Genomic DNA, 20002 nt, shown 5'->3' on the forward strand with positions numbered 1-20002 from the left:
CCGTCTGGTTTGTGCGACTTCGATACCGCCGGAGTGTGAGCCTCCCGCGCCGGTGTGCTAACGTGGCGCGATCCTACCTATCGTGATGGTTTTCATGTCCAAGACTCAAACCGCAATCATTGCGTTGATCGCCGATGAGCTCGGCGTTCGCTCCAATCAGGTCAATGCCGCCGTCGAACTGCTGGATGGCGGTGCCACTGTCCCGTTCATCTCCCGTTACCGCAAGGAGGTCACCGGCGGTCTCGACGATGGCCAGCTGCGCGCACTCGAAGAGCGCTTGCGCTATCTGCGCGAAATGGAAGAGCGTCGCGAGGCGATCCTGCAGGCGATCGACGAGCAGGGGCAGATGACCGATGCGCTGCGCGCCGAGCTCGAGGCAGCCACCACCAAGCAGCGGCTGGAAGATCTCTATCTGCCCTATCGCAAGAAGCGTCGGACCAAGGCGCAGATCGCCCGGGAGGCGGGGCTGGAACCGCTGGCGGACCGGCTGCTGGCCGATCCCGGCCTCGATCCGGACGGTGAAGCGGCGGCGTTCATCGATAGTGCCACCGGCGAGAGCCATGGCATCGAGGATGCCAGGAGCGCGCTGGACGGGGCCAAGCAGATCCTGATGGAGCGCTTCAGCGAAGAGGCCGAACTGGTCGGCCGGCTGCGCGAGCGATTGTGGGAAGAGGGGCAGCTTCGCGCCCGGGTGGTCAAGGGCAAGGAGACGGAAGGCGCCAAGTTCTCCGACTACTTCGAGCATGACGAAAACCTCGCCAGGACACCGTCGCATCGGGCGCTGGCGATGTTCCGCGGACGCAAGGAGGGCGTGCTGTCGCTCTCGCTGACGATGGCGGGAGAAGACGAGGCGCCGATTCATCCCGCCGAAGTGGCGATCGCGCGCCACGTCGGCATCGATCTCGGCGCCGAGCAGCCCGCTTCGCGCTGGTTGAAGGAGGTGGTTCGCTGGAGCTGGCGAGTCAAGCTCTACACCCACCTCGAAACCGAATTGATGGGACGGCTGCGGGAGCGGGCCGAGCAGGAGGCGATCGATGTATTCGCCGCCAACCTCAAGGACCTGCTGCTGGCGGCGCCGGCCGGACCGCGCACCACGCTGGGGCTCGATCCCGGTCAGCGCACCGGGTGCAAGGTCGCGGTGGTCGATGCCACCGGCCGCTTCCTCGAGCAGGCGGTCATCTACCCGCATGCGCCGCAGAAGCGCTGGGACGAGGCGCTGGCGACGCTGGCCGATCTGGTCGAGCGCCACGAGGTGTCGCTGGTCGCGATCGGCAACGGCACGGCCAGCCGGGAGACCGACAAGCTCGCCGCCGAGCTGGTCAAGCGCGTGGCGCCGCGCCAGGTTGCCAAGGTCATGGTCAGCGAGGCCGGCGCCTCGGTCTATTCCGCGTCGGAGCTGGCGGCACGGGAGTTCCCCGATCTCGATGTCTCGATTCGTGGCGCGGTCTCGATTGCCCGGCGCCTGCAGGATCCGCAGGCCGAGCTGGTCAAGATCGATCCCAAGTCGATCGGCGTCGGCCAGTATCAGCACGATGTTTCCCAGGTCAATCTGTCCCGCAGTCTCGAGGCGGTGATCGAAGATTGCGTCAATGCCGTGGGCGTGGATCTCAACACCGCCTCCGGCGCGCTGCTTTCGCGGGTTTCGGGGCTGAGCAAGATGCTCGCCGACAACATCGTCGCGCGGCGCGACCGGGAAGGGCCGTTTCGTACCCGCCAGGAGCTGCTGAGCGTCGACCGGCTGGGGCCCAAGACCTTCGAGCAGTGCGCCGGGTTCCTGCGCATCATGGGCGGTGACAATCCGCTCGACGCCAGTGCCGTGCACCCGGAAGCCTATCCGCTGGTGGCGCGCATCGCCGAGCGCAACGGTCGCGAGCTGGGCGGCCTGATCGGCGACAGTCGCTATCTCAAGTCGCTCAAGCCCTCGGACTATCTACAAGATGCACTAGCAGTCGATGACGCGTTCGGGGTGCCGACGGTGATCGATATCCTGGCGGAACTCGACAAGCCAGGCCGCGACCCGCGTCCCGAATTCAAGGCGGCGACGTTCCGCGAAGGGGTCGAGAAGATCAGCGATCTCGAACCCGACATGCTGCTGGAAGGGGTCGTCACCAACGTGACTCACTTCGGGGCGTTCGTCGATATCGGCGTGCATCAGGATGGATTGGTGCACATTTCCGCGCTGGCCGACAAGTTCGTCGACGATCCGCGCCAGGTGGTGAAGGCCGGCGACATCGTCAAGGTCAAGGTGATGGAGGTCGACGTGGCGCGCCAGCGCATCGGCTTGACGATGCGACTCGGTGACACGGCCAGCGAGAAGACGTCTCCGGGAGAGCGTCGCGCCGGTGGCGGCAAGTCTCGCCGTGGTGACGCAGGGCGAGGGCGGCAGTCTCGTCAGGGCGGCGGCGATCGTCAATCCGCGCAGCCCGGCGGTGCGATGGCGGAGGCGCTGCTCAAGGCGCAGCAGCGCGGCTCGCGCTGAAACGGCAGCAGACTCTGGCGATCCGGTAAAAAGTCGTTAGCCTTGAAAGCGCTATCGCCGGCTCCATAATGAGGTTTTGCTCGAGGCGGACCGAAACGGGAGCGATCTCCTTTCGGCATCGTCAACGCACGGACAAACGGGGGAGCGGCGCTCCTCCAACGAGATAAGGTGTTGAGCGTGTCTGATCAACTCGCCACGAACGTCGGCCACTTGATGGCGCCGGCCCAGAAGGGATTGCTTGGTCGTCTACGGCGGGGCATCGAAAAGGAAGGTCTGCGAGTCGACGCGGAGGGTTCCATCGTCCAGACCGCTCATCCGCACGGGCTCGGCTCCAAGCTGACCCATCCGCATATCACGACCGATTATTCTGAGGCTCTGCTCGAGTACATCACTCCGGTCTATTGCCGTCCCGCCGATGCGCTCTCGTTTCTGGGCGACCTGGTGCGTTTCACCTATCGCCAGTTCGACGGCGAGTGGATCTGGCCGGCCAGCATGCCGGCGCGACTCCAGGGTAACGACAGCATTCCGATCGCCGACTACGGCACTTCCAACGTCGGCACGATGAAGCATGTGTACCGCAAGGGGCTGGACGCGCGCTACGGCCGCATCATGCAGTCGATCGCCGGTATCCACTACAACGTGTCGCTGCCGGACGATATCTGGCCGCTGCTGCAGAAACTGGAAGGCCGCCAGGACGAGTCGCTGCAGGGCTACCGTTCGACCCGCTACTTCGATCTGATCCGCAACTTCCGGCGCAACAGCTGGCTGTTGCTCTATCTGTTCGGCGCCTCGCCGGCGCTGGACCGGAGCTTCCTGGGCGAGGGCGGCGACGATCGCAGCGACAAGCTCCAGCCGCTGGGCGAGAGAACGCTCTACGCACCCTACGCGACCAGCCTGCGCATGTCGGATCTCGGCTACCAGAACAAGGTGCAGGAGCAGTTGAAGATCTGTTTCAACTCGCTTTCCAACTACGTGGGCACGCTGCGCCACGCCATCTCCGCCGAATGGCCGGACTACCGCCGGATCGGCGTGGAGGTCGACGGTGACTGGCGCCAGCTGAACGCCAACATCCTGCAGATCGAAAACGAGTACTACAGCGACATTCGCCCCAAGCGCGTGGCACGGCACGACGAGACGCCGACCCAGGCCCTGGAAGCGCGTGGCGTCGAGTATATCGAGGTACGCTGCCTCGACCTGAACCCGTTTCTGCCGCTGGGGATCGACGAGCCGCAGATGCGCTTTCTGGATACCTTCCTGCTCTGGTGCCTGCTTTCCGAGAGCCCCTGGATTCCGGACGAGGAGTGCGACCGCCTGGACGACAATCGTCGTCTGGTGGTCGAGCGGGGGCGCGATCCGAACCTGGAACTGCAGATCGGCGATCGTCGCGTGCCGCTGCGCACCCGCGGGCACGAGATCATCGATGGCATGCGCAGGGTCGCCGAGCTGCTGGACGCCATCGAGGGAGATGATCTCCATGTCGCCGCGATCAATGCCATCGCTTTGCGTCTGGACGATCCGGAACTGACGCCCTCGGCACAGATGCTGCGCGCCATGCAGGCACACGGGGGCGAGTGGGCGGATCTGATTGCCGATCTCGCCAAGGCGCAAGCGGAGCAGTGGCGTTCGACGCCGATGGATGAATCCCGCGCCGAGCTGTTTTCCCAACTGGTCGAAACCTCGCATCAGCAGCAGCACGATATCGAGGCCGAGGATCAGGTTTCCTTCGCGCAGTTCATCGCCGATTATTTCCAGCGGGCGAGGGAACCCCGTTCGGCAGCGTGAGTCAGTGAACCCGTAAATCGCGAATTCATGACGTTCGACGAAGGTCCTCGAAACCGGCTGTCGTCGAGGTTGGAAAACCGCCGGTGCGATTGCGTTCCGGCATGCAGTGGGAAGGAACATGCAAATCAAGCGTTGGATAGCGCAGGCAAGCGTTCGTCAGTGGTGCGTGCTGGGCCTGTTGATGTGCTGCTTCATGATGGCCGTTGCCCTTTACCTGCAGTATGGCGTCGGTCTCGAACCCTGCCCGCTGTGCATCTTTCAGCGCGTCGCCGTGATATCCGCGGGTATCGTCTTCCTGATCGGTGCGATCCATAATCCCGGACGACGCGGTGGCTTCGTCTATGCCGGGCTCTCTCTGCTCGCCGTGCTTGGCGGAATTGGTGTGGCAGGGCGGCATGTCTGGCTGCAGACCCTGCCGCCGGACAGCGTGCCCAGTTGCGGGCCTGGCCTGGATTACATGATGGACATGTTGCCGCTGTGGGACGTCATGTCCCGGGTGCTGCATGGTTCCGGCGAGTGCGCGGCGGTCGAGGGGGCCCTGTGGGGCGTGACGTTGCCGCAGTGGACATTGGCCGGATTCGTCGTCCTGGGCATCATTCCGGTGATGATGATCGTATCTCGAGTGCGCTACAGTGGTAAGACGGTTCGCGAGCCGGCGGGGCAGGCGTCCTGAAGCAGGATGCCATGTCTCCTGGAAAACACGCGATGAGGGAGAGAGGCGACGAGGGAGAGGCTGATCATGCTGGAAGATTGCAAAACCGCTCAGGAGCGCTGGGGTGGCGTTCATGCCTTGATCGATCGATGGCTGGAACAGCGCTATGACATGCTCGTGACGCTGGTCGACCTGCGTGAATTCTGCGATGCCGATCTCTCGGCGGTGTCCAAGACGCGCATCGATACCTTCAGTGAAGCCTTGATGGATTACATCAGCGCCGGGCATTTCGAGATCTACCCGCAATTGCGAGAAGAGGCTAAAGCCTTCGAGGATCGCGAGGCGCTGGCGGTGGCCGACAAGCTGCTGGCGCGGGTCGATGCCTCGACGCAGCTGGTACTCGATTTCGATAATGAATACGCCACGCCGTCGCGCTGTCAGCGCTACACCGACCGTCTCCCCGGCTGGCTGGAGAAGCTCGGCGGAAGCATGACGGAGCGATTCGATCTTGAGGATCAGCTGATCAGCCGCCTGCATGCGGCGCACACGCCTGTCGACGTAGCCAAGGCGTCGGATGCCCAATCCGTACGGACGGATTGACCTCCGCCCCAAGTCGATCGTCTTGCCGCTATCGAACAGTAAGCCCCGGTCTAACAGTAAGCCCCGGCCTTGGTCGGGGCTTCTCGGTTTACGCCTTGCCTATAACTTGTCTGCATCATGTCTAGGCCTTTCCGCCGAACCACCGGCTCAGGATGGCGCCGATGGCTATCTCAGCGAAAGCACGCGCCAGTTTCGCTCGTTGGCCAGCGCTCTGAGCGCGTCGTCCGGGTCGACCGCCACGGGCGTGGCCACTTCCTCGAGCAGGTAGCGATCGTTGATCGAATCGCTGTAGAACCAGGCGTCGTCCAGCGTCAGGGCGGGTTGATCTTCCAGCCATTGCCGGATCCGCGTGACCTTGCCTTCGCGGTAGCTGGGAACCCCTTCGACGCGACCGGTATAGCGCCCGTTCTCGCGCTCTGGCTCGATGGCGATGAGATCGTCGACCCCCAGACGCTGGGCGATAGGGCCCGTGATGAAGCGGTTGGTGGCGGTGACGATCAGCAGAAAATCCCCGCGCTGACGATGCCAGGCCAGCAGCTCTTCGCCCTGGGGCAGGATGTGGGGTTCGATCTTGCAGGCCATGAACTGTTGATGCCAGGCGTTGAGTTGCTCTTCGCTATGCTCGCTCAACGGTTTCAGCGCCATCGACAGATACGCCATGATGTCCAGCTGGCCGGCTTGATAGTCCCGCAGGTATTGATCGTTGGCGCGACGATAGGCGTCGCCATCCACGGCGCCTTGCTCCACCAGAAATTCGCCCCAGGCATGGTCGCTGTCACAGCTCAGCAGGGTGTTGTCGAGATCGAAGATGGCCAGGCTCAAGGTTGGCTCCCGTTTGCGTACCGCATGTTTTGTGGATCAAGTTGTCGATCAGGAATCTTGTCGCTCGGAGGCATGAGCCCGAGCGCTCGGCAGTATCGCAAACTCCCGCGGATTTGCCCACGCCGGTCGCGCTCGGCTGTCGGCACCGGTCGATCAAGTCTTCGTCACCAACGGTGACAGGATAAGAATCCTTCTTTTCAAGGTTTTATGGCGGGTTGGCTTAAGGCGTATTGATGCCCTTTCTCGCTTTGTGGAAGAATGATGTCAACGACGATTGAGCTAAGGTGAACGCTGTGATAGACGCCGATGGCTTTCGGCCGAACGTTGGTATCATCATTGCCAACTGTGACGGCCAGCTGCTTTGGGCGCGTCGGGCGGGTCAGGAAGCGTGGCAATTTCCGCAGGGAGGTATCAAGGCTTGCGAAACACCGCATCAGGCACTCTTCCGGGAGCTCGAGGAGGAGATCGGGTTGACCTCGAGGGATGTGGATGTGGTGGCTTGTACGCGAGGATGGCTGCGTTACCGTCTCCCCCGACGCATGGTCCGAACGCACTCGAAACCAATCTGTATTGGCCAGAAACAGAAGTGGTTTTTACTGAAAATTCGCTGTCACGACAGTCGGGTTTGTGTCGATAGCACGCCCAAACCGGAATTCGATGGCTGGCGATGGGTAAGTTACTGGTATCCTCTGGGCCAGGTCGTCTCGTTCAAGCGCGAGGTTTACCGGCGCGCGCTACGGGAGCTGGCGCCTGAGTTTCATCGACTGTCACTGGAGGAAATGGCCAGGCTTTAGGGCAAGGCCGCCAACAGATCCATGGGTGCCCGGCGTGCCCCTGATACGGCTTTCGAGGCGCCTGCTTTCGAAGCTCTTATCAGGGGGCCGGCAATGCCCGTCCCGATGCCACGACGAGGAACACCTCGCCCACAAGAAAAAGGCTCATGCTCGATACCCTTCGCCGCATCGTTCAGGAAGTCAACGGCGCCCGTAGCCTGGATGCCGCGCTGGCCACCATGGTGCGCCGCATCCGCAAGGCGATGCGCACCGATGTCTGTTCCATCTATCTGTTCGACCGCGAGCGCGATCGTCTGGTGCTGATGGACACCATCGGTTTGCGAACCCAGGCCGTGGGTATCGTGACGTTGCGTCTGGGCGAAGGCCTTGTCGGCCTGGTCGGTCAGCGGGAGGAGCCGCTGAATCTCGAGGATGCGCCGGGTCATCCGCAGTTTCGTTATTTTGCCGAGACCGGGGAGGAGCGCTTTTCGAGCTTCCTCGGCGTGCCCATCATCCACCAGCGCCGAATGCTGGGGGTGCTGGTGGTTCAGCAGCAGGAAAAACGCCGCTTCGACGAAGGTGACGAGGCCTTTCTGGTCACTATGGCGGCGCAGCTGGCCGGTGTGCTGGCCCACGCGCTGGTGTCGGGCACGCTCAACCGCCCCACGGAGCCTGACGGGCAGGCGATGTTTTCCGGCGTGGCGGCATCGCCGGGGATGGCGATCGGCGAGATCGTGGTGATCGCGCCGCCGGCGGACCTGGACAGCGTTCCCGATCTGATACCCACCGATCCGGATGCCGAGGTGGTGCGCCTGCATGCGGCGCTCGCCCACGTTCGCGAGGATATTCGCAAGGCGGGCGCGCGTCTTGCCAGCCGTATCTCCACCCAGGAACTGGCGCTTTTCGATGTCTACCAGCAGATGCTGGGCGATGCCGCGCTGGGCAACGAGGTCGAAAAGCGGATTCGCGAAGGGCAGTGGGCACCGGGGGCGCTTGCCGATGTGGTGCGCCGCCATACCCAATACCTGGAGCGCGTCGACGACGGCTATCTCCGCGAGCGCGCAACGGATATTCGCGATCTGGGCCGCCGAGTGCTGGCGCACCTCCAGGAAGGCAACGAGATGACGCCTTCTACGTACCCGGACAATACCATCCTGGTGGGTGACGAGATCAGTGCGGCAACGCTGGGCGAACTGCCCAGGGGGCGTCTGGCCGCGCTGGTGTCGATCCGGGGTTCCAGCAACTCGCATGTCGCGATCCTGGCGCGGGCCATGGGTATCCCGACGGTGCTGGGCATGGTCGATCTGCCGTTGCCTCGGATCAACGGGGCCAAGGCGATTCTCGACGGCCACCGGGGGCGCTTGTTCGTGCGCCCCGAGCCTCAGCTGGCCAAGCGCTACGAGCGCTTGATCAAGGAGGAACGGGCGCTGGCGGAAGTGCTGGAGCACGAACAGCATCTGCCCAGCGAAACCTCCGATGGTCACCGGATGCCGCTGATGGTCAATACCGGGTTGGCGGTCGATATGGTGGCGCAGCTCAAGCCGCGTGTCAGCGGTGTCGGCCTCTATCGCACGGAAGTGCCGTTCATGATGAACGAGCGCTTCCCCAGCGAGCAGGAGCAGACGCGGCTCTATCACGAGCAGCTTTCCAGCTTCGCGCCCCTGCCGGTGGTGATGCGTACGCTCGACATCGGCGGTGACAAGGATCTGCCTTACTTCCCCATCAACGAAGCCAACCCGTTCCTCGGCTGGCGGGGGATTCGCGTTACCCTCGATCATCCCGAAGTGCTGATGGTCCAGATGCGGGCCATGCTGATGGCCTCCCGCGAGCTGGACAACCTGCGTATCCTGTTGCCGATGATCACCAGCGTGGACGAGGTCGATACCGCGCTGCGCCTGCTGGCGCGTGCCCGGCAGGAGCTCGCCGAGGACGGCATCGAGGTGGCATCGCCCAAGGTGGGCGTGATGATCGAGGTGCCGGCGACGCTCTACCAGCTTTCGGCGCTGGCGGAGCGCGTCGACTTCTTCTCGGTGGGAAGCAACGACCTGACCCAGTACCTGCTGGCGGTCGATCGCAACAATGCGCGTGTCGCCAGTCTCTACGACGCCTGTCATCCGGCGGTGCTCAACGCGTTGGCACGGCTCGCGGAGGAGAGCCAGCGGCTCGGGGTTCCGGCTTCGGTCTGCGGCGAGCTGGCGGGCGATCCCTCCGGCGCGCTGCTGCTGATGGGCATGGGCTTCGATGCGCTGTCGATGAACGCGCCCAGCCTGCCCCGAGTGCGGGCGGCGATTCGCCGCGTCAGTATCGGGGATGCCCGATCGCTGGTGGCGGAGACGCTCTCCCTGCCCACCACGGCGGTGGTCAGAGCGCACCTGCGCCAGCGGATGACGGACTGGCAGATAGGGCACCTGCTGCCGCCTCAGGATTGATCCGGCGCGCTCGCCGCCAAGCGTGTCATCTGGCCCATCGGCTCGCCGCCGGGGCCGAATCGCCGCTCTTCCAGTGTCGTGTCTTCGGCGGTGACCGTGACCAGGGTCGTCGCCCGCGTCCCGTACGCCTGCCCCTCGATGAACGGCGGCGACAGAAAGCGCTCCCGGTCCCGGTCGATACCGGTATCCGGCAGTTCGTCGTCCGGTGCCGGGCAAACGTCACGCATGGCCGACCACATCCCGATTCGCCAGTCCGACGCGCCCAGCGACCGCCGCAAGGCGTCGCGGGCACGGACGAGCTTGGGCCAGGGCGTATCCAGCGTGGCGTTGGAGAGCCCGTGCAGGCCGGGCACCACCCGTTGCCAGCGGGTCCCGTGACGGCTGTGATGAAACGTCCAGAGCCGATCCTCCGCCATGACCAGCAGGTTGAAACCGGCGTAAGGTTCGGCGCCGCCTTCGGCCAGGCTGCTCAGCCATTCCGTCAGGTCATCGGTCTCCAGCGCCTGGCGGACGAGCTGGCCGCGACTGGGGGCGTCGGGGAGCACCGGTGCCAGACCGTCCCGAACGTTGGTCAGTGCGGCCACGCGGGAGTGCGTCGCCGCGAGCCAGGTACCGCCGCCCAGCAAGTCGCGACCGCCGATCAGTTCGGCGTCCGGCCAACTGTGCAGCGGCTCGGCCGGTCTGGCATGGAACTCGTCGCGGTTGGCGGCAAGGCGCAGCTTGACTGCAGATTCGGGTTGCCAATCGAACACGATCAGGCACATGAGCTGCCTCCTGACAGGCAAGAGAAGAGCCGGTGAGAGGGCGCTGCCATGACACGACCCCGACGGCAGCGTAACATGAGCACGCTAGCGACTCGCGCCCAACACCGCCGGTGGCTTGACGCCGAGGCGGCGACACTCGCGCCCCAGCCAACCGATGCCTCGCTCTCTACAGGATCGCTTCATGTCAGTCTTCCTCAATCCGAACGTTGTCCCGACGCTGGGCGATGTTTCGTCGTTTTCATCCGATTTTGCAAGGGGCGTCCGATGCTGACCGCCATCGCGATCTATCTGCTGGTCGGCGCCGCTGCCGGTCTGATGGCCGGCGTGTTCGGCATCGGCGGCGGCATCGTCATCGTTCCCGCGCTGGTCTTCACCTTTCTGGCGCAAGGTTTCGATCCTGCCGTGGTCGCGCATCTGGCGGTCGGAACGTCGCTGGCGACGATCGTGGTGACCGGGGCGTCCTCGGCCTGGGGCCACTGGCGCCGCGGTAGCGTGCGCCAGGACTGGCTGCGGCTGATGATCCCGGGGCTCATCGTCGGCGGTATTGTCGGCGTACTGCTGGCGTCGGCCCTGCCCGGGCATGCGTTGACACGCCTGTTTGGCGTTTTCGCGGTGCTGATGGCACTGAAGATGCTGTTGACGCGCCCGCCGGCAACCCGGGGCCGGGTGCCGCGCCGCTGGCCGATGACGCTGGCCGGGACGGTGATCGGCGGCGTCTCGACCTTGTTCGGCGTCGGCGGCGGCGTCATGTCGGTGCCCTGGTTGTCGCGCTTCACCAGCCGCATGACGGAAGCAGTGGGAACCTCCTCGGCGATCGGCCTGCCGATCGCGCTGATCGGCACCTTGACCAACATCGTCGTGGGGTGGGGCGTGATGACGCTACCCGCGGGGGCGACGGGCTACGTGATGTGGCCGGCGTTTCTCGGCCTGATGGTGACCAGCGTGCCAATGGCCCGGGTCGGGGTCAAAGTCGCTCATGCATTGCCTGCCAGGACGCTGCGACGTATCTTTGCCCTCCTGCTGATCGTGGTAGGGATCAAGCTGATGATCGGCTAAGGAAACACTGCATAAATGTCTGCGCAGGTGAATCGGCTTCGTTGCGCGGTGCTGGAGCGCCAGCCCGGTCGGAATCCTCACATATAACCCATATGCTCCGGTTCCTGCGCTCCGTGCGCCTTGCGACGGAGTGCCGCCCACTTCATCCTGCTCGCCGATTTATTCAGCGTTCCCCCTAACTCTTTCGTAGCCAAGGAGAAAGCATGCTGGCTTACCCCGAGATCGACCCGGTGGCCATTTCGTTGGGCCCGCTCAAGGTGCACTGGTACGGACTGATGTACGTCATCGGCTTCGTGGGGGCCTGGTGGCTTGGGCGCCGACGCGCCGACCGCCTGGGGCTCAAGCCGGACGATATCGGCGACATGCTGTTCTACGGGGCGCTGGGAGTCGTGCTCGGCGGTCGTATCGGCTATGCCTTGTTCTACGGCCTGGACCGCTTGCTGGAAAACCCGCTGTGGATATTCCAGGTCTGGGACGGCGGCATGAGCTTCCACGGCGGCCTGCTGGGGGTGCTGGTGGCGGCGCTGCTGTTCGCGCGCAAGCACGGCCTGGCGTTTTTCCAGCTGACGGATTTCATCGCGCCGCTGGTGCCGATCGGACTGGGTGCCGGACGCATCGGCAATTTCATCAACCATGAACTGCCAGGCCGCGTGACCGACGTTCCCTGGGCGCTGGTCTTCCCGGGCATGGGCGGGCAGGGGCGTCATCCCTCTTCGTTGTACCAATTCTTCCTCGAAGGTGTCGTGCTGTTCGGGGTGCTCTGGATCGTCTCGCTGACGCCGCGCCGGCGCGGCTTCGTCTCGGGGCTCTTCCTGATCTGCTACGGCGCGTTTCGATTCCTGTCCGAATTCTTTCGTCGTCCGGATCCGCAACTGGGCTTCATCGCCTTCGATTGGCTGACCATGGGGCAGCTATTGTCGTTGCCGATGATTCTTGCCGGTATCGCACTGATCGTCTGGTCGCGGCACAATGGGGTCGACGACGCGCGCGAGGATCGAACTGCCCGCTGAGCGGGGCGCGCCGAGCGAGCGAATGCTCCGATCTCCAGCCGTTTCGAATTTGATAAAGTGTTTCGACAGGCTCATCTCCCGCGATGGGCCTGTCACCGTAAAGGAGCGTGCCCATGCGGCCCTATCTCGACTTGATGCAGCGCGTGCTCGACAGCGGCGTTGAAAAAGCCGATCGCACCGGTGTCGGCACGCTTAGCGTGTTCGGCCACCAGATGCGTTTCGATCTGCGCGAGGGCTTCCCGCTGGTGACCACCAAGAAGCTCCACTTGCGCTCGATCATCCATGAGCTGCTCTGGTTCCTGCGGGGCGATACCAATATCGCCTACCTGCACGAGCACAACGTCACCATCTGGGACGAGTGGGCGGATGCCGATGGCGATCTTGGGCCAGTCTACGGTTACCAGTGGCGCAGCTGGCCCGCGCCCGATGGCGAGCATATCGATCAGATCGCCAAGGTGGTCGAGCAGATACGCCGTAACCCGGACTCTCGCCGCCACATCGTCTCGGCCTGGAACCCTGCCCTGGTCGACGAGATGGCGTTGCCGCCCTGTCACGCGCTGTTCCAGTTCTATGTCGCCAACGGCGAGCTATCGTGCCAGCTCTATCAGCGCAGCGCGGACATCTTCCTGGGCGTGCCGTTCAATATCGCCAGCTATGCGCTGCTGACCCACATGGTCGCCCAGGTCTGCGGGCTGAAGCCCGGCGAATTCGTGCATACGCTGGGGGATGCCCATCTCTATCTCAATCATCTCGATCAGGCCCGGTTGCAGCTCTCCCGCGAGCCATTGCCGCTGCCGAGGTTGAAGCTCAATCCGGCGGTCGATGATCTGTTCGACTTCCGCTTCGAGGACATCGCGATCGAGGGCTACGAGTCTCACCCATCCATCAAGGCCCCGATCGCCGTATGAACGATGTGAAATCACTGAAGCTGGAAACACCGGTGGCGATGATCGCGGCGATGTCGCGCAATCGCGTCATCGGCGTGGACAACCGCCTGCCCTGGTATTTGCCCGAAGACCTGAAGCGCTTCAAGTCCCTCACGCTGGGCAAGCCGCTGGTGATGGGGCGCAAGACGTTCGAGTCGATCGGCCGTGCGCTGCCGGGACGGCTCAATATCGTGATAACGCGCGATTCTCACTACCAGCGCGAGGGCATTCGGGTGTGTCACTCGCTGGACGAGGCGCTGCAACTCGCCGATCATCAGGCGTTGATCGACGGCGCGGATGAAATCATGGTGATGGGCGGAGGCGAGATCTACCGGCAGGCGCTGGCGGTTGCCGACAGGCTCCACCTCACCGAGGTGGATGTCGAGGTGGAGGGCGATGCCTTCTTCCCGGACGTCGAGCGTGACCAGTGGGAGGAAGTGGAGCGCATCCCCATGGTGTCGGAGCCGGATCGGCCGAATTATGCTTTCGTCCAATATCGCCGCACGCCTGGGTCTGGCTGAGTCGCCAAAGAAGCCATGCGCCCAAGAGAAATCATGCGCTCGAGCGGGATGGAGTGCCTGTCGTCAGGATGAGCGACGGCGTGTCCCGATGTTGACTGAGAGGACTTGAGAGGAGTTGTGCCGTGTTGACGGATCGAACACAGGCGCTCCTGGCTGCCATCGAGCACCAGGTCGAAGCGGGTCAAGCTGCTTTGGAAGCCGAGAAAGAGCGGTGCCGGGCCCTGGAGGCCGAAAACCGGGCGCTCAAGGAGCGATTGCTTGCCCTGGCGGAACTGGATCCCATGGTGGTCAAGGGACGGGATCATAACGAAGAACCGGATGGCGGAACCCGGACGCGTGGGCTGGGGAACCTGGCATTCCGGCGACCTCGGCCGAAAGAGGGCGAGGCCGCCACCCGCCCGAATCCGGGGCAACCGGTCTCTCCGCTGCAGCGCCTGACTTCGGCGCCGCCACTTGATAGTTCACCTTCCGAGACAGCGCAGCAAGAAGGGGGGCAGGTCGCGGAAGCCGTGGAGACCACTCGCGCTGAGCCTCCGGTTGACGACGCCGCCTCGCTCTCGCCCGATACGCATTTACCCACTTCACCGGATGACCCGGCGCTGGCCGGGGCAGGTCCCGAGCAGCCGCAGGATTCGCTGGCGTTTGGTGCCGAACACGAAGCGCCTTCTCCACATGCATTGCTTGCCCAGTGGTACAAGCGTTATCCCAAGACGTTCTTCAAGGGCCATACGCGGCCGCTGAAAACCGGTATCCATCTCGATCTGTGCGAGGTGGAGCCTTGGCCCGAGAAGCTGGTTCGTCGCGCCCTGGCCTGCTACGTGCATCTGCCGCGCTATCTGAAATCGGTGCGAGAGGGGGCGCGGCGTGTCGACATGGCGGGGGAGGATTGCGAGCTCGTCACGGTCGACGAGGCCAAGCACGCCAAGCGACAGCTGGAAGCCTTGCAGAAGAAACAGAAAGCGCGTGAAACGCAGCAGCGGTCGGAAAAGCTGGATCGCAAGATCGGGGCGCTACTGGCCAAGCACGGGCAACGCCCGCAGGAGTGAACCGGGAGAAGGGTGGAGTCCGGCAAACAGACCGTGTAACGAGCCGTTGAACTTTAGTCTTGATGCGACGTTGAGTCGTACGATGTCCTCCCGTTTTTACTTGCCTGGCCGTGGGGTGTCATGGGATTGTCATCGCCCGAGGCTAGGCTTCGAGCGCCCGGTATTACCGACCGACCCCTGGCATGGGATGGAAATCGGGAGTTCACGCAGGGAACGAAAACAGTGTTTTTTTCTTGTTGCGTTCCTTTAAAGCCCGGTATATGGTTTCCGGGCGAGCATTGGACAATAACAAGGCTTCCAAGTTCCACAGCCGTCATTCGTTCGCGTGACGAAGCTGGTTGAAGGTGCCGAAGCCGACTGCATCTGCAGACACGATCGAACAGTAAGCTAGTTAAAGACGCTCTTAGCGACTGCTATTGCTGGTGCCCTGGGCGCCTCCGCTGCTGCCCAGGCAGCGACTGTCTACAACCAGGACGGCACGCAGCTCGACATCTACGGCAATATCCAGATGGCCTACTACAGCACCAAAGACGGTGACGGCCATTCTGAAGACGAGCTGACCGACAACGGCTCCACTGTCGGTTTCTCCGGCCAGCACATCATCAACCCGGGTCTGACCGGCTACTTCAAGGCCGAGTTCGAGCACAATGCCGATGAAGAGAAAATCAACGGCGGCATCAACTCCGGTGACCAGGCTTACCTGGGTCTGAAAGGCAACTTCGGTGACTTCCGTGTCGGTTCCTGGGATACGCTGATCGACGACTGGGTCCAGGATCCGATCGCCAATAACGAATCCTTCGACACATCTGATTCCACTACTGCTCTGATGGGCGGCAATGACATCAACGATGACCGCGAAGGCGACAAGCTGCAGTACATGTCTCCGGTGCTGGGCGGGTTCCAGTTCGCCGTTGGTAGCCAGTTCAAGGGTGACGCGCAGAGCACCTTCGACGGCGCGGCCTATGATTCCGAATATGAAGTCGATCGCGACAACAATGCCTCCTTCTTCGGCGGTGTGAAGTATGCCGTCGGCGCCTTCTCCGTGGCAGCTGTCTACGACAACTTGGGTACCTACGAAGGCACCATCGAGTCTGCGGATGCTGACGCGGGCGTCGGCGTGGGTGACAGCTTCGATCCGGGCGATGCGTATGGCCTGACCGCGCAGTACACCATCGACACGCTGCGCCTGGCCGCCAAGGCCGAGCGTCTGGATGGCGACGATGACGACAGCGACGTCGACTTCTACGCGCTGGGTGCACGCTGGGGCTACGGCTACGGCGATCTGTACGGCTCCTACCAGTATGTTGATGCCGAAAGCGACTCCGGTTATGCCACCACGTATGGCGATGGCGACGGCGACCAGTCCTTCAACGAAGTCGTGGCTGGTGTCACCTACAACATCTCTCCGGCCATGTACACCTTCGTCGAGGGTGTGGTTCGTGACCGTGAAGACGACCAGGGTGATGGCGTTTCCTTCGGTGCTGTCTACAGCTTCTAAGCTGAATCCGATTCGAGTGGCTGTTTGAGCCACTCTATCGAACGAAGCCGGCCTCAGGGCCGGCTTTTTCGTGGGTGAAAGATTGTCCGTTGACGTTTCGGCACTTGCCGTCGCGGCTCGGCCGCTTTTTAATCGGTTCTTGCCCCTTGCCCCTTGCCCCTTGCCCCTTGCCCCTTGCCCCTTGCCCCTTGCCCCTTGCCCCTTGCCCCTTGCCCCTTGCCCCTTGCCTCTCCGTTCTGGACCTTCGTTCAGATGTCTTTTCCATGACAGGCTGGTAATCTCTTTTTGAGCGGACGTTCAATAACCACGAAATGCCAATACGAAACGTCACGCTGTCGTAACAGGTCTGTCGTATAACAATGTTTTCCGCTAGCCGGTATTTTTGCGAACCCGGGCGGCGGTTCGACAAACAACAGGAGACCTTTCGATGACCCTCTCCCGTCGTCGTTTCTTGCAGGGGGCTGCGGCTGCCGGTGCCGCCGCTTCGGTACCTTTCTATATCAATCGCGCTTTTGCCCAGAATCAGACGCTGCGCATTTACGCCTGGGCGGGTTATTTCACCGACGAAATGCTCGCGGATTTCACCGCCAAGACCGGCATCAAGGCGACCTTCACGCCCTATGGCACCAATGACGAACTGATGAATTCGTTGCGGGCCACCGATGGTTCCGGGTTCGATGTGATCATGCCTACCGTGGACCGTGTGCCTGGCTACCTGGATTATCAGTTGATCCAGCCTCTGGATACGTCGCGTATTCGCTGGGATGGCTGCCTGGATACCGCGATGACGGGCTCGGAAGTCGGCGGCGTGGTCGATGGAAAGCGCTATTTTGCGCCGTCGGACTGGGGCACCGAGGCCATCGCCTACAACACCCGATACACGGATATCGACCGATCCCGATTGAGCTATGGCGATCTGTGGAACCCGGAAATCGGCCCCGGCGTGACCGTGCGGGCGCACTCCGCACTGGTCGGCATCGGCCTGTGGCTGGAAGGGCAGGGCAAGCTGCCACGGCCGTTGCTCGATTCGTTCAAGACCGAAGAGGCGATGCGCGCCAATTTCGATGTCATCCTGGGCGAAGCGCTCAAGCACAAGGACATGGTCATCCAGTTCTGGTCGACCGAGAACGAAGCGCAGGGTGCCTTCCGTACCAACGGCGCGCTGATCGGCCAGACGTGGGACAGCACCGCCTTCCGGCTGCAGAGCGAAGGCGAACCCATCGCGTATGGCGCGCCGAAGGAAGGCGCCATGGCGTGGATGGAAGGCTTCGTGATTCCCCAGAATGCGCAGAATGTCGACGCGGTCTACGAGTTGATCAACTGGTACTACACCCCGGAAGCGGGAGCGATGTTCGTCAAGTCGACCGGCTACAACTCCACTGCCGTCGGCGCCGAGGAGTTGCTGCCCGAGGCGACCCGCCAGTTCTTCAGGGATTCCTACACCCAGCAGGACCTGGACAACCTCTGGTGGTGGCCGGTGCAGGACCCGTGGTACGTCGCGTTGCGTAACGAGTATCAGGATCGTTATCTGTCGGCGTAAGCCTCTCTCGCCACGATTCCCCGTGTGAGACGACACGGGGAATCGTCGAGATACCATGGAATTACGGTAACGATATCATTCCAAGAGGACGTCATGGACGGTCGCGTATCCCTGCGCCAGGTCGCCATGCGATTTGGCGATTTCACGGCGATTCAGCCGACTTCGCTGGAGATCGAGTCGGGCGAGTTCTTCAGCTTTCTCGGCCCCTCCGGCTGCGGCAAGACCACGTTGCTGAACATGATCAGCGGGTTTCTCACGCCCAGCGAAGGCAGCGTCGCCATCGGCGGCACGGATATGACCCGGGTGCCGGTCAATCGCCGCCCGACGGCGATGATCTTCCAGAATCTGGCGCTCTTTCCGCTGATGAGCGTTTACCAGAACATCGAGTTCGGCCTGGAGGTGCGGGGCATCGACCGTCAGGCGCGTCGCCGGCGAGCGGATGAACTGCTCGAGCTGGTGGCGTTGGGCGGCAGCGGAGACAAGCCGGTCGCCGATCTTTCCGGTGGCCAGAAGCAGCGAATCGCGATCGCTCGGGCCCTGGCCGTCGAGCCCAGGGTGTTGCTGCTGGACGAGCCGCTGTCGGCGCTGGATCTCAAGCTGCGCCAGCATATGCGCACCGAGCTCAAGGCGATTCAGCGCAAGACCGGCATCACCTTCATCTACATCACGCACGATCAGGGCGAGGCGTTGACCATGTCCGATCGGGTCGCCGTGATGTCGGAAGGGCGCATCCAGCAGGTCGCCGACCCGATGACGCTGTATCGCCAGCCGAAGACCGACTTCGTGGCGAATTTCGTGGGTGAGAACAACCGGTTCCCGGGCCGTGTCGTGGCCCGGGAGGGCGGAATGGCGACCCTGGATGTCGGGCTGCCGGCACCGTTGACAGGCCACGCCATGGACCCGGTCGAACCGGGAGACGAGGCGACGCTCTATGTCCGTCCCGAGCAGTGGCGCGTGGGGCCCGCCGACGATCGGCGCCTGCCGCTCGGCGGGGTGATCCGGACCGAGCACTTCGAAGGGGCGTGGCTGACGCTGGAAATCGCGCTGGAGCAGGGGCCGATGATCCGGGCCCATCTGCCGCACGCAGCGGCAGGGGAACTCGAAGGCCAGTTCGCCGTCGGTAGCGCTTGCCGGCTGGACTATGCGCCGAATCAGGCGGTGGTGCTGGCGGGTGCCGAAGCGGGTCAGCCGAGCGAGGAGGCCATCGATGTGGCAGCAACTGCGTAATCGCTTCGGCGTTCCGTTGACCATGGCCATCGTGGCGCTGCTGGGGATCTGGCTGATCGTGATGGTGCTGTTGCCGCAATGGCAGATGATCGACTACTCGTTTCATCCCTCGCTGCTGCCGGCCGAACGCGGCGGCGAGAAGGATGTCTGGTCGCTGACCAACTACGCCACCTTCTTCAACAACGACATCCACCTCGCGATCTTCTTCAAGACGATCTGGTCGAGCGTTCTCGTCACCGTGCTGACGCTGATCGTCAGCTACCCGCTGGCCTATTATCTCGCCAAGGTCGCGACACCGGGGCAGGCGGCCCTGTGTCTGCTTTTGTTGATCATCCCGTTCTGGATCAACGAGATTCTTCGCACTTTCGCCTGGTACATCATCTTCGCCTTTCGCGGCCCGCTCAACGAGCTGCTGTTCGCGCTGGGCCTGATCGACCGGCCGATCCGCTTTCTGAATGGCGATATCGGCGTGCTGGTGGGCATGGTCTATGCCTACATCCTGTTCATGGTCTTTCCCCTCTATAACGCCATCGAAAGCCTGGATTCCAACCAGATTCGCGCCGCGCGGGATCTGGGCGCAGGCTGGGGCCGCACCCATCGGCGTATCGTGATTCCCCATGCCAAGCCGGGCATCGCCACGGGCTGCATCATGACGTTCATGCTGGCGGCCGGCAGTTATGCGGTACCGGCGCTGCTGGGTTCGCCGGGCAGCCGCTGGTTCACGCAGATCATCTACAACTGGTTCTTCGAAGGCGGGGACTGGAATCAGGGAGCCGCCTATGCCTTCCTGCTGCTGGTGCTGTGTATCGTCTTCGTCACCGTCATCATGCGGATTTTCAAGGTCGGGCTCGGCGACATTGCCAAATAGGGAAAGCGC

At 63.1% G+C, this 20002-nt stretch carries 17 protein-coding genes; 15 read left to right on the forward strand and 2 right to left on the reverse strand.

The annotated features are described in order from the left end of the window. Positions 1-94: 94 nt before the first annotated feature. From CCD76_RS09165 to rsd, 4 genes are all read left to right on the forward strand, one after another. Positions 95-2479, forward strand: coding sequence for a Tex family protein (locus CCD76_RS09165; RefSeq protein ID WP_087719306.1), 2385 nt, complete (start codon positions 95-97; stop codon positions 2477-2479). Between the two features lie 213 nt (positions 2480-2692). After that, a complete protein-coding gene (gene gshA, locus CCD76_RS09170) occupies positions 2693-4261 on the forward strand; it encodes a glutamate--cysteine ligase (RefSeq protein WP_218777010.1) in 1569 nt (522 codons plus the stop codon). Positions 4262-4379: 118 nt separating this feature from the next. Continuing rightward, complete coding sequence (locus CCD76_RS09175) at positions 4380-4934, forward strand: disulfide bond formation protein B (RefSeq protein WP_071232561.1); 555 nt, start codon at positions 4380-4382, stop codon at positions 4932-4934. A 66-nt stretch (positions 4935-5000) separates the two neighbouring features. Further along, complete coding sequence (gene rsd / locus CCD76_RS09180; RefSeq protein WP_087719219.1) at positions 5001-5513, forward strand: sigma D regulator; 513 nt, start codon at positions 5001-5003, stop codon at positions 5511-5513. Between the two features lie 165 nt (positions 5514-5678). On the opposite strand, the gene CCD76_RS09185 is transcribed toward rsd, so the two are convergent. Next, complete coding sequence (locus CCD76_RS09185) at positions 5679-6335, reverse strand: HAD family hydrolase (protein WP_087719220.1); 657 nt, start codon at positions 6333-6335, stop codon at positions 5679-5681. A 293-nt stretch (positions 6336-6628) separates the two neighbouring features. Here CCD76_RS09185 and CCD76_RS09190 point away from each other — a divergent pair, with 293 nt between their 5' ends. Further along, the gene (locus CCD76_RS09190) at positions 6629-7129 is read left to right on the forward strand and encodes an RNA pyrophosphohydrolase (RefSeq protein WP_087719308.1); all 501 of its coding nucleotides are present in this window, start codon (positions 6629-6631) and stop codon (positions 7127-7129) included. A 146-nt stretch (positions 7130-7275) separates the two neighbouring features. Beyond that, the gene (gene ptsP, locus CCD76_RS09195) at positions 7276-9537 is read left to right on the forward strand and encodes a phosphoenolpyruvate--protein phosphotransferase (RefSeq protein WP_087719221.1); all 2262 of its coding nucleotides are present in this window, start codon (positions 7276-7278) and stop codon (positions 9535-9537) included. On the opposite strand, the gene CCD76_RS09200 is transcribed toward ptsP, so the two are convergent. Then, on the reverse strand, positions 9528-10301 hold the full coding sequence (locus CCD76_RS09200; protein WP_087719222.1) for an NRDE family protein: 774 nt from the start codon (positions 10299-10301) through the stop codon (positions 9528-9530). The two genes, ptsP and CCD76_RS09200, sit on opposite strands and share 10 nt — an antisense overlap. A gap of 264 nt (positions 10302-10565) precedes the next feature. Between CCD76_RS09200 and CCD76_RS09205 the strand changes: the two genes are divergently transcribed. From CCD76_RS09205 to CCD76_RS09245, 9 genes are all read left to right on the forward strand, one after another. Continuing rightward, the gene (locus CCD76_RS09205) at positions 10566-11357 is read left to right on the forward strand and encodes a sulfite exporter TauE/SafE family protein (protein WP_087719223.1); all 792 of its coding nucleotides are present in this window, start codon (positions 10566-10568) and stop codon (positions 11355-11357) included. Positions 11358-11560: 203 nt separating this feature from the next. Then, a complete protein-coding gene (lgt, locus tag CCD76_RS09210) occupies positions 11561-12367 on the forward strand; it encodes a prolipoprotein diacylglyceryl transferase (RefSeq protein WP_087719224.1) in 807 nt (268 codons plus the stop codon). A gap of 113 nt (positions 12368-12480) precedes the next feature. Then, positions 12481-13275 (forward strand): thymidylate synthase, encoded by a 795-nt coding sequence (locus CCD76_RS09215; RefSeq protein WP_087719225.1) that lies wholly within the window; start codon positions 12481-12483, stop codon positions 13273-13275. Continuing rightward, positions 13272-13814, forward strand: coding sequence for a dihydrofolate reductase (locus CCD76_RS09220; RefSeq protein ID WP_087719226.1), 543 nt, complete (start codon positions 13272-13274; stop codon positions 13812-13814). Before CCD76_RS09215 ends, CCD76_RS09220 begins: the two co-directional genes overlap by 4 nt. 122 nt (positions 13815-13936) lie before the next feature. Beyond that, positions 13937-14860 carry a ProQ/FINO family protein gene (locus CCD76_RS09225; RefSeq protein WP_256961231.1) on the forward strand — a complete coding sequence of 308 codons (924 nt, stop codon included), beginning with the start codon at positions 13937-13939 and terminating at the stop codon, positions 14858-14860. A gap of 427 nt (positions 14861-15287) precedes the next feature. Continuing rightward, complete coding sequence (locus CCD76_RS09230; protein ID WP_444875468.1) at positions 15288-16358, forward strand: porin; 1071 nt, start codon at positions 15288-15290, stop codon at positions 16356-16358. 427 nt (positions 16359-16785) lie between these two features. Continuing rightward, positions 16786-17898, forward strand: a complete 1113-nt coding sequence (locus CCD76_RS09235; protein ID WP_087719228.1) for an extracellular solute-binding protein — start codon at positions 16786-16788, stop codon at positions 17896-17898. Between the two features lie 93 nt (positions 17899-17991). Continuing rightward, positions 17992-19125 (forward strand): ABC transporter ATP-binding protein, encoded by a 1134-nt coding sequence (locus CCD76_RS09240; protein WP_087719229.1) that lies wholly within the window; start codon positions 17992-17994, stop codon positions 19123-19125. Further along, complete coding sequence (locus CCD76_RS09245; protein WP_087719230.1) at positions 19106-19993, forward strand: ABC transporter permease; 888 nt, start codon at positions 19106-19108, stop codon at positions 19991-19993. The genes CCD76_RS09240 and CCD76_RS09245 overlap by 20 nt, the downstream gene beginning before the upstream one ends. The last annotated feature ends 9 nt before the right edge of the window (positions 19994-20002 follow it).

Source organism: Salinicola salarius, from assembly GCF_002179555.1.
In the GTDB taxonomy this organism is placed as follows: Bacteria; Pseudomonadota; Gammaproteobacteria; order Pseudomonadales; family Halomonadaceae; genus Salinicola; species Salinicola salarius_A.

What these genes read in the sequence shown, in the direction of transcription:
- CCD76_RS09235 (WP_087719228.1), top strand. Translation starts at nt 16,786, where the DNA reads ATGACCCTCTCCCGTCGTCGTTTCTTGCAGGGGGCTGCGGCTGCCGGT.
- CCD76_RS09220 (WP_087719226.1), top strand. Translation starts at nt 13,272, where the DNA reads ATGAACGATGTGAAATCACTGAAGCTGGAAACACCGGTGGCGATGATC.
- CCD76_RS09175 (WP_071232561.1), top strand. Translation starts at nt 4,380, where the DNA reads ATGCAAATCAAGCGTTGGATAGCGCAGGCAAGCGTTCGTCAGTGGTGC.
- CCD76_RS09215 (WP_087719225.1), top strand. Translation starts at nt 12,481, where the DNA reads ATGCGGCCCTATCTCGACTTGATGCAGCGCGTGCTCGACAGCGGCGTT.
- CCD76_RS09205 (WP_087719223.1), top strand. Translation starts at nt 10,566, where the DNA reads ATGCTGACCGCCATCGCGATCTATCTGCTGGTCGGCGCCGCTGCCGGT.
- gshA (WP_218777010.1), top strand. Translation starts at nt 2,693, where the DNA reads ATGGCGCCGGCCCAGAAGGGATTGCTTGGTCGTCTACGGCGGGGCATC.
- rsd (WP_087719219.1), top strand. Translation starts at nt 5,001, where the DNA reads ATGCTGGAAGATTGCAAAACCGCTCAGGAGCGCTGGGGTGGCGTTCAT.
- CCD76_RS09165 (WP_087719306.1), top strand. Translation starts at nt 95, where the DNA reads ATGTCCAAGACTCAAACCGCAATCATTGCGTTGATCGCCGATGAGCTC.
- CCD76_RS09200 (WP_087719222.1), bottom strand. Translation starts at nt 10,301, where the DNA reads ATGTGCCTGATCGTGTTCGATTGGCAACCCGAATCTGCAGTCAAGCTG.
- CCD76_RS09240 (WP_087719229.1), top strand. Translation starts at nt 17,992, where the DNA reads ATGGACGGTCGCGTATCCCTGCGCCAGGTCGCCATGCGATTTGGCGAT.
- lgt (WP_087719224.1), top strand. Translation starts at nt 11,561, where the DNA reads ATGCTGGCTTACCCCGAGATCGACCCGGTGGCCATTTCGTTGGGCCCG.
- ptsP (WP_087719221.1), top strand. Translation starts at nt 7,276, where the DNA reads ATGCTCGATACCCTTCGCCGCATCGTTCAGGAAGTCAACGGCGCCCGT.
- CCD76_RS09245 (WP_087719230.1), top strand. Translation starts at nt 19,106, where the DNA reads ATGTGGCAGCAACTGCGTAATCGCTTCGGCGTTCCGTTGACCATGGCC.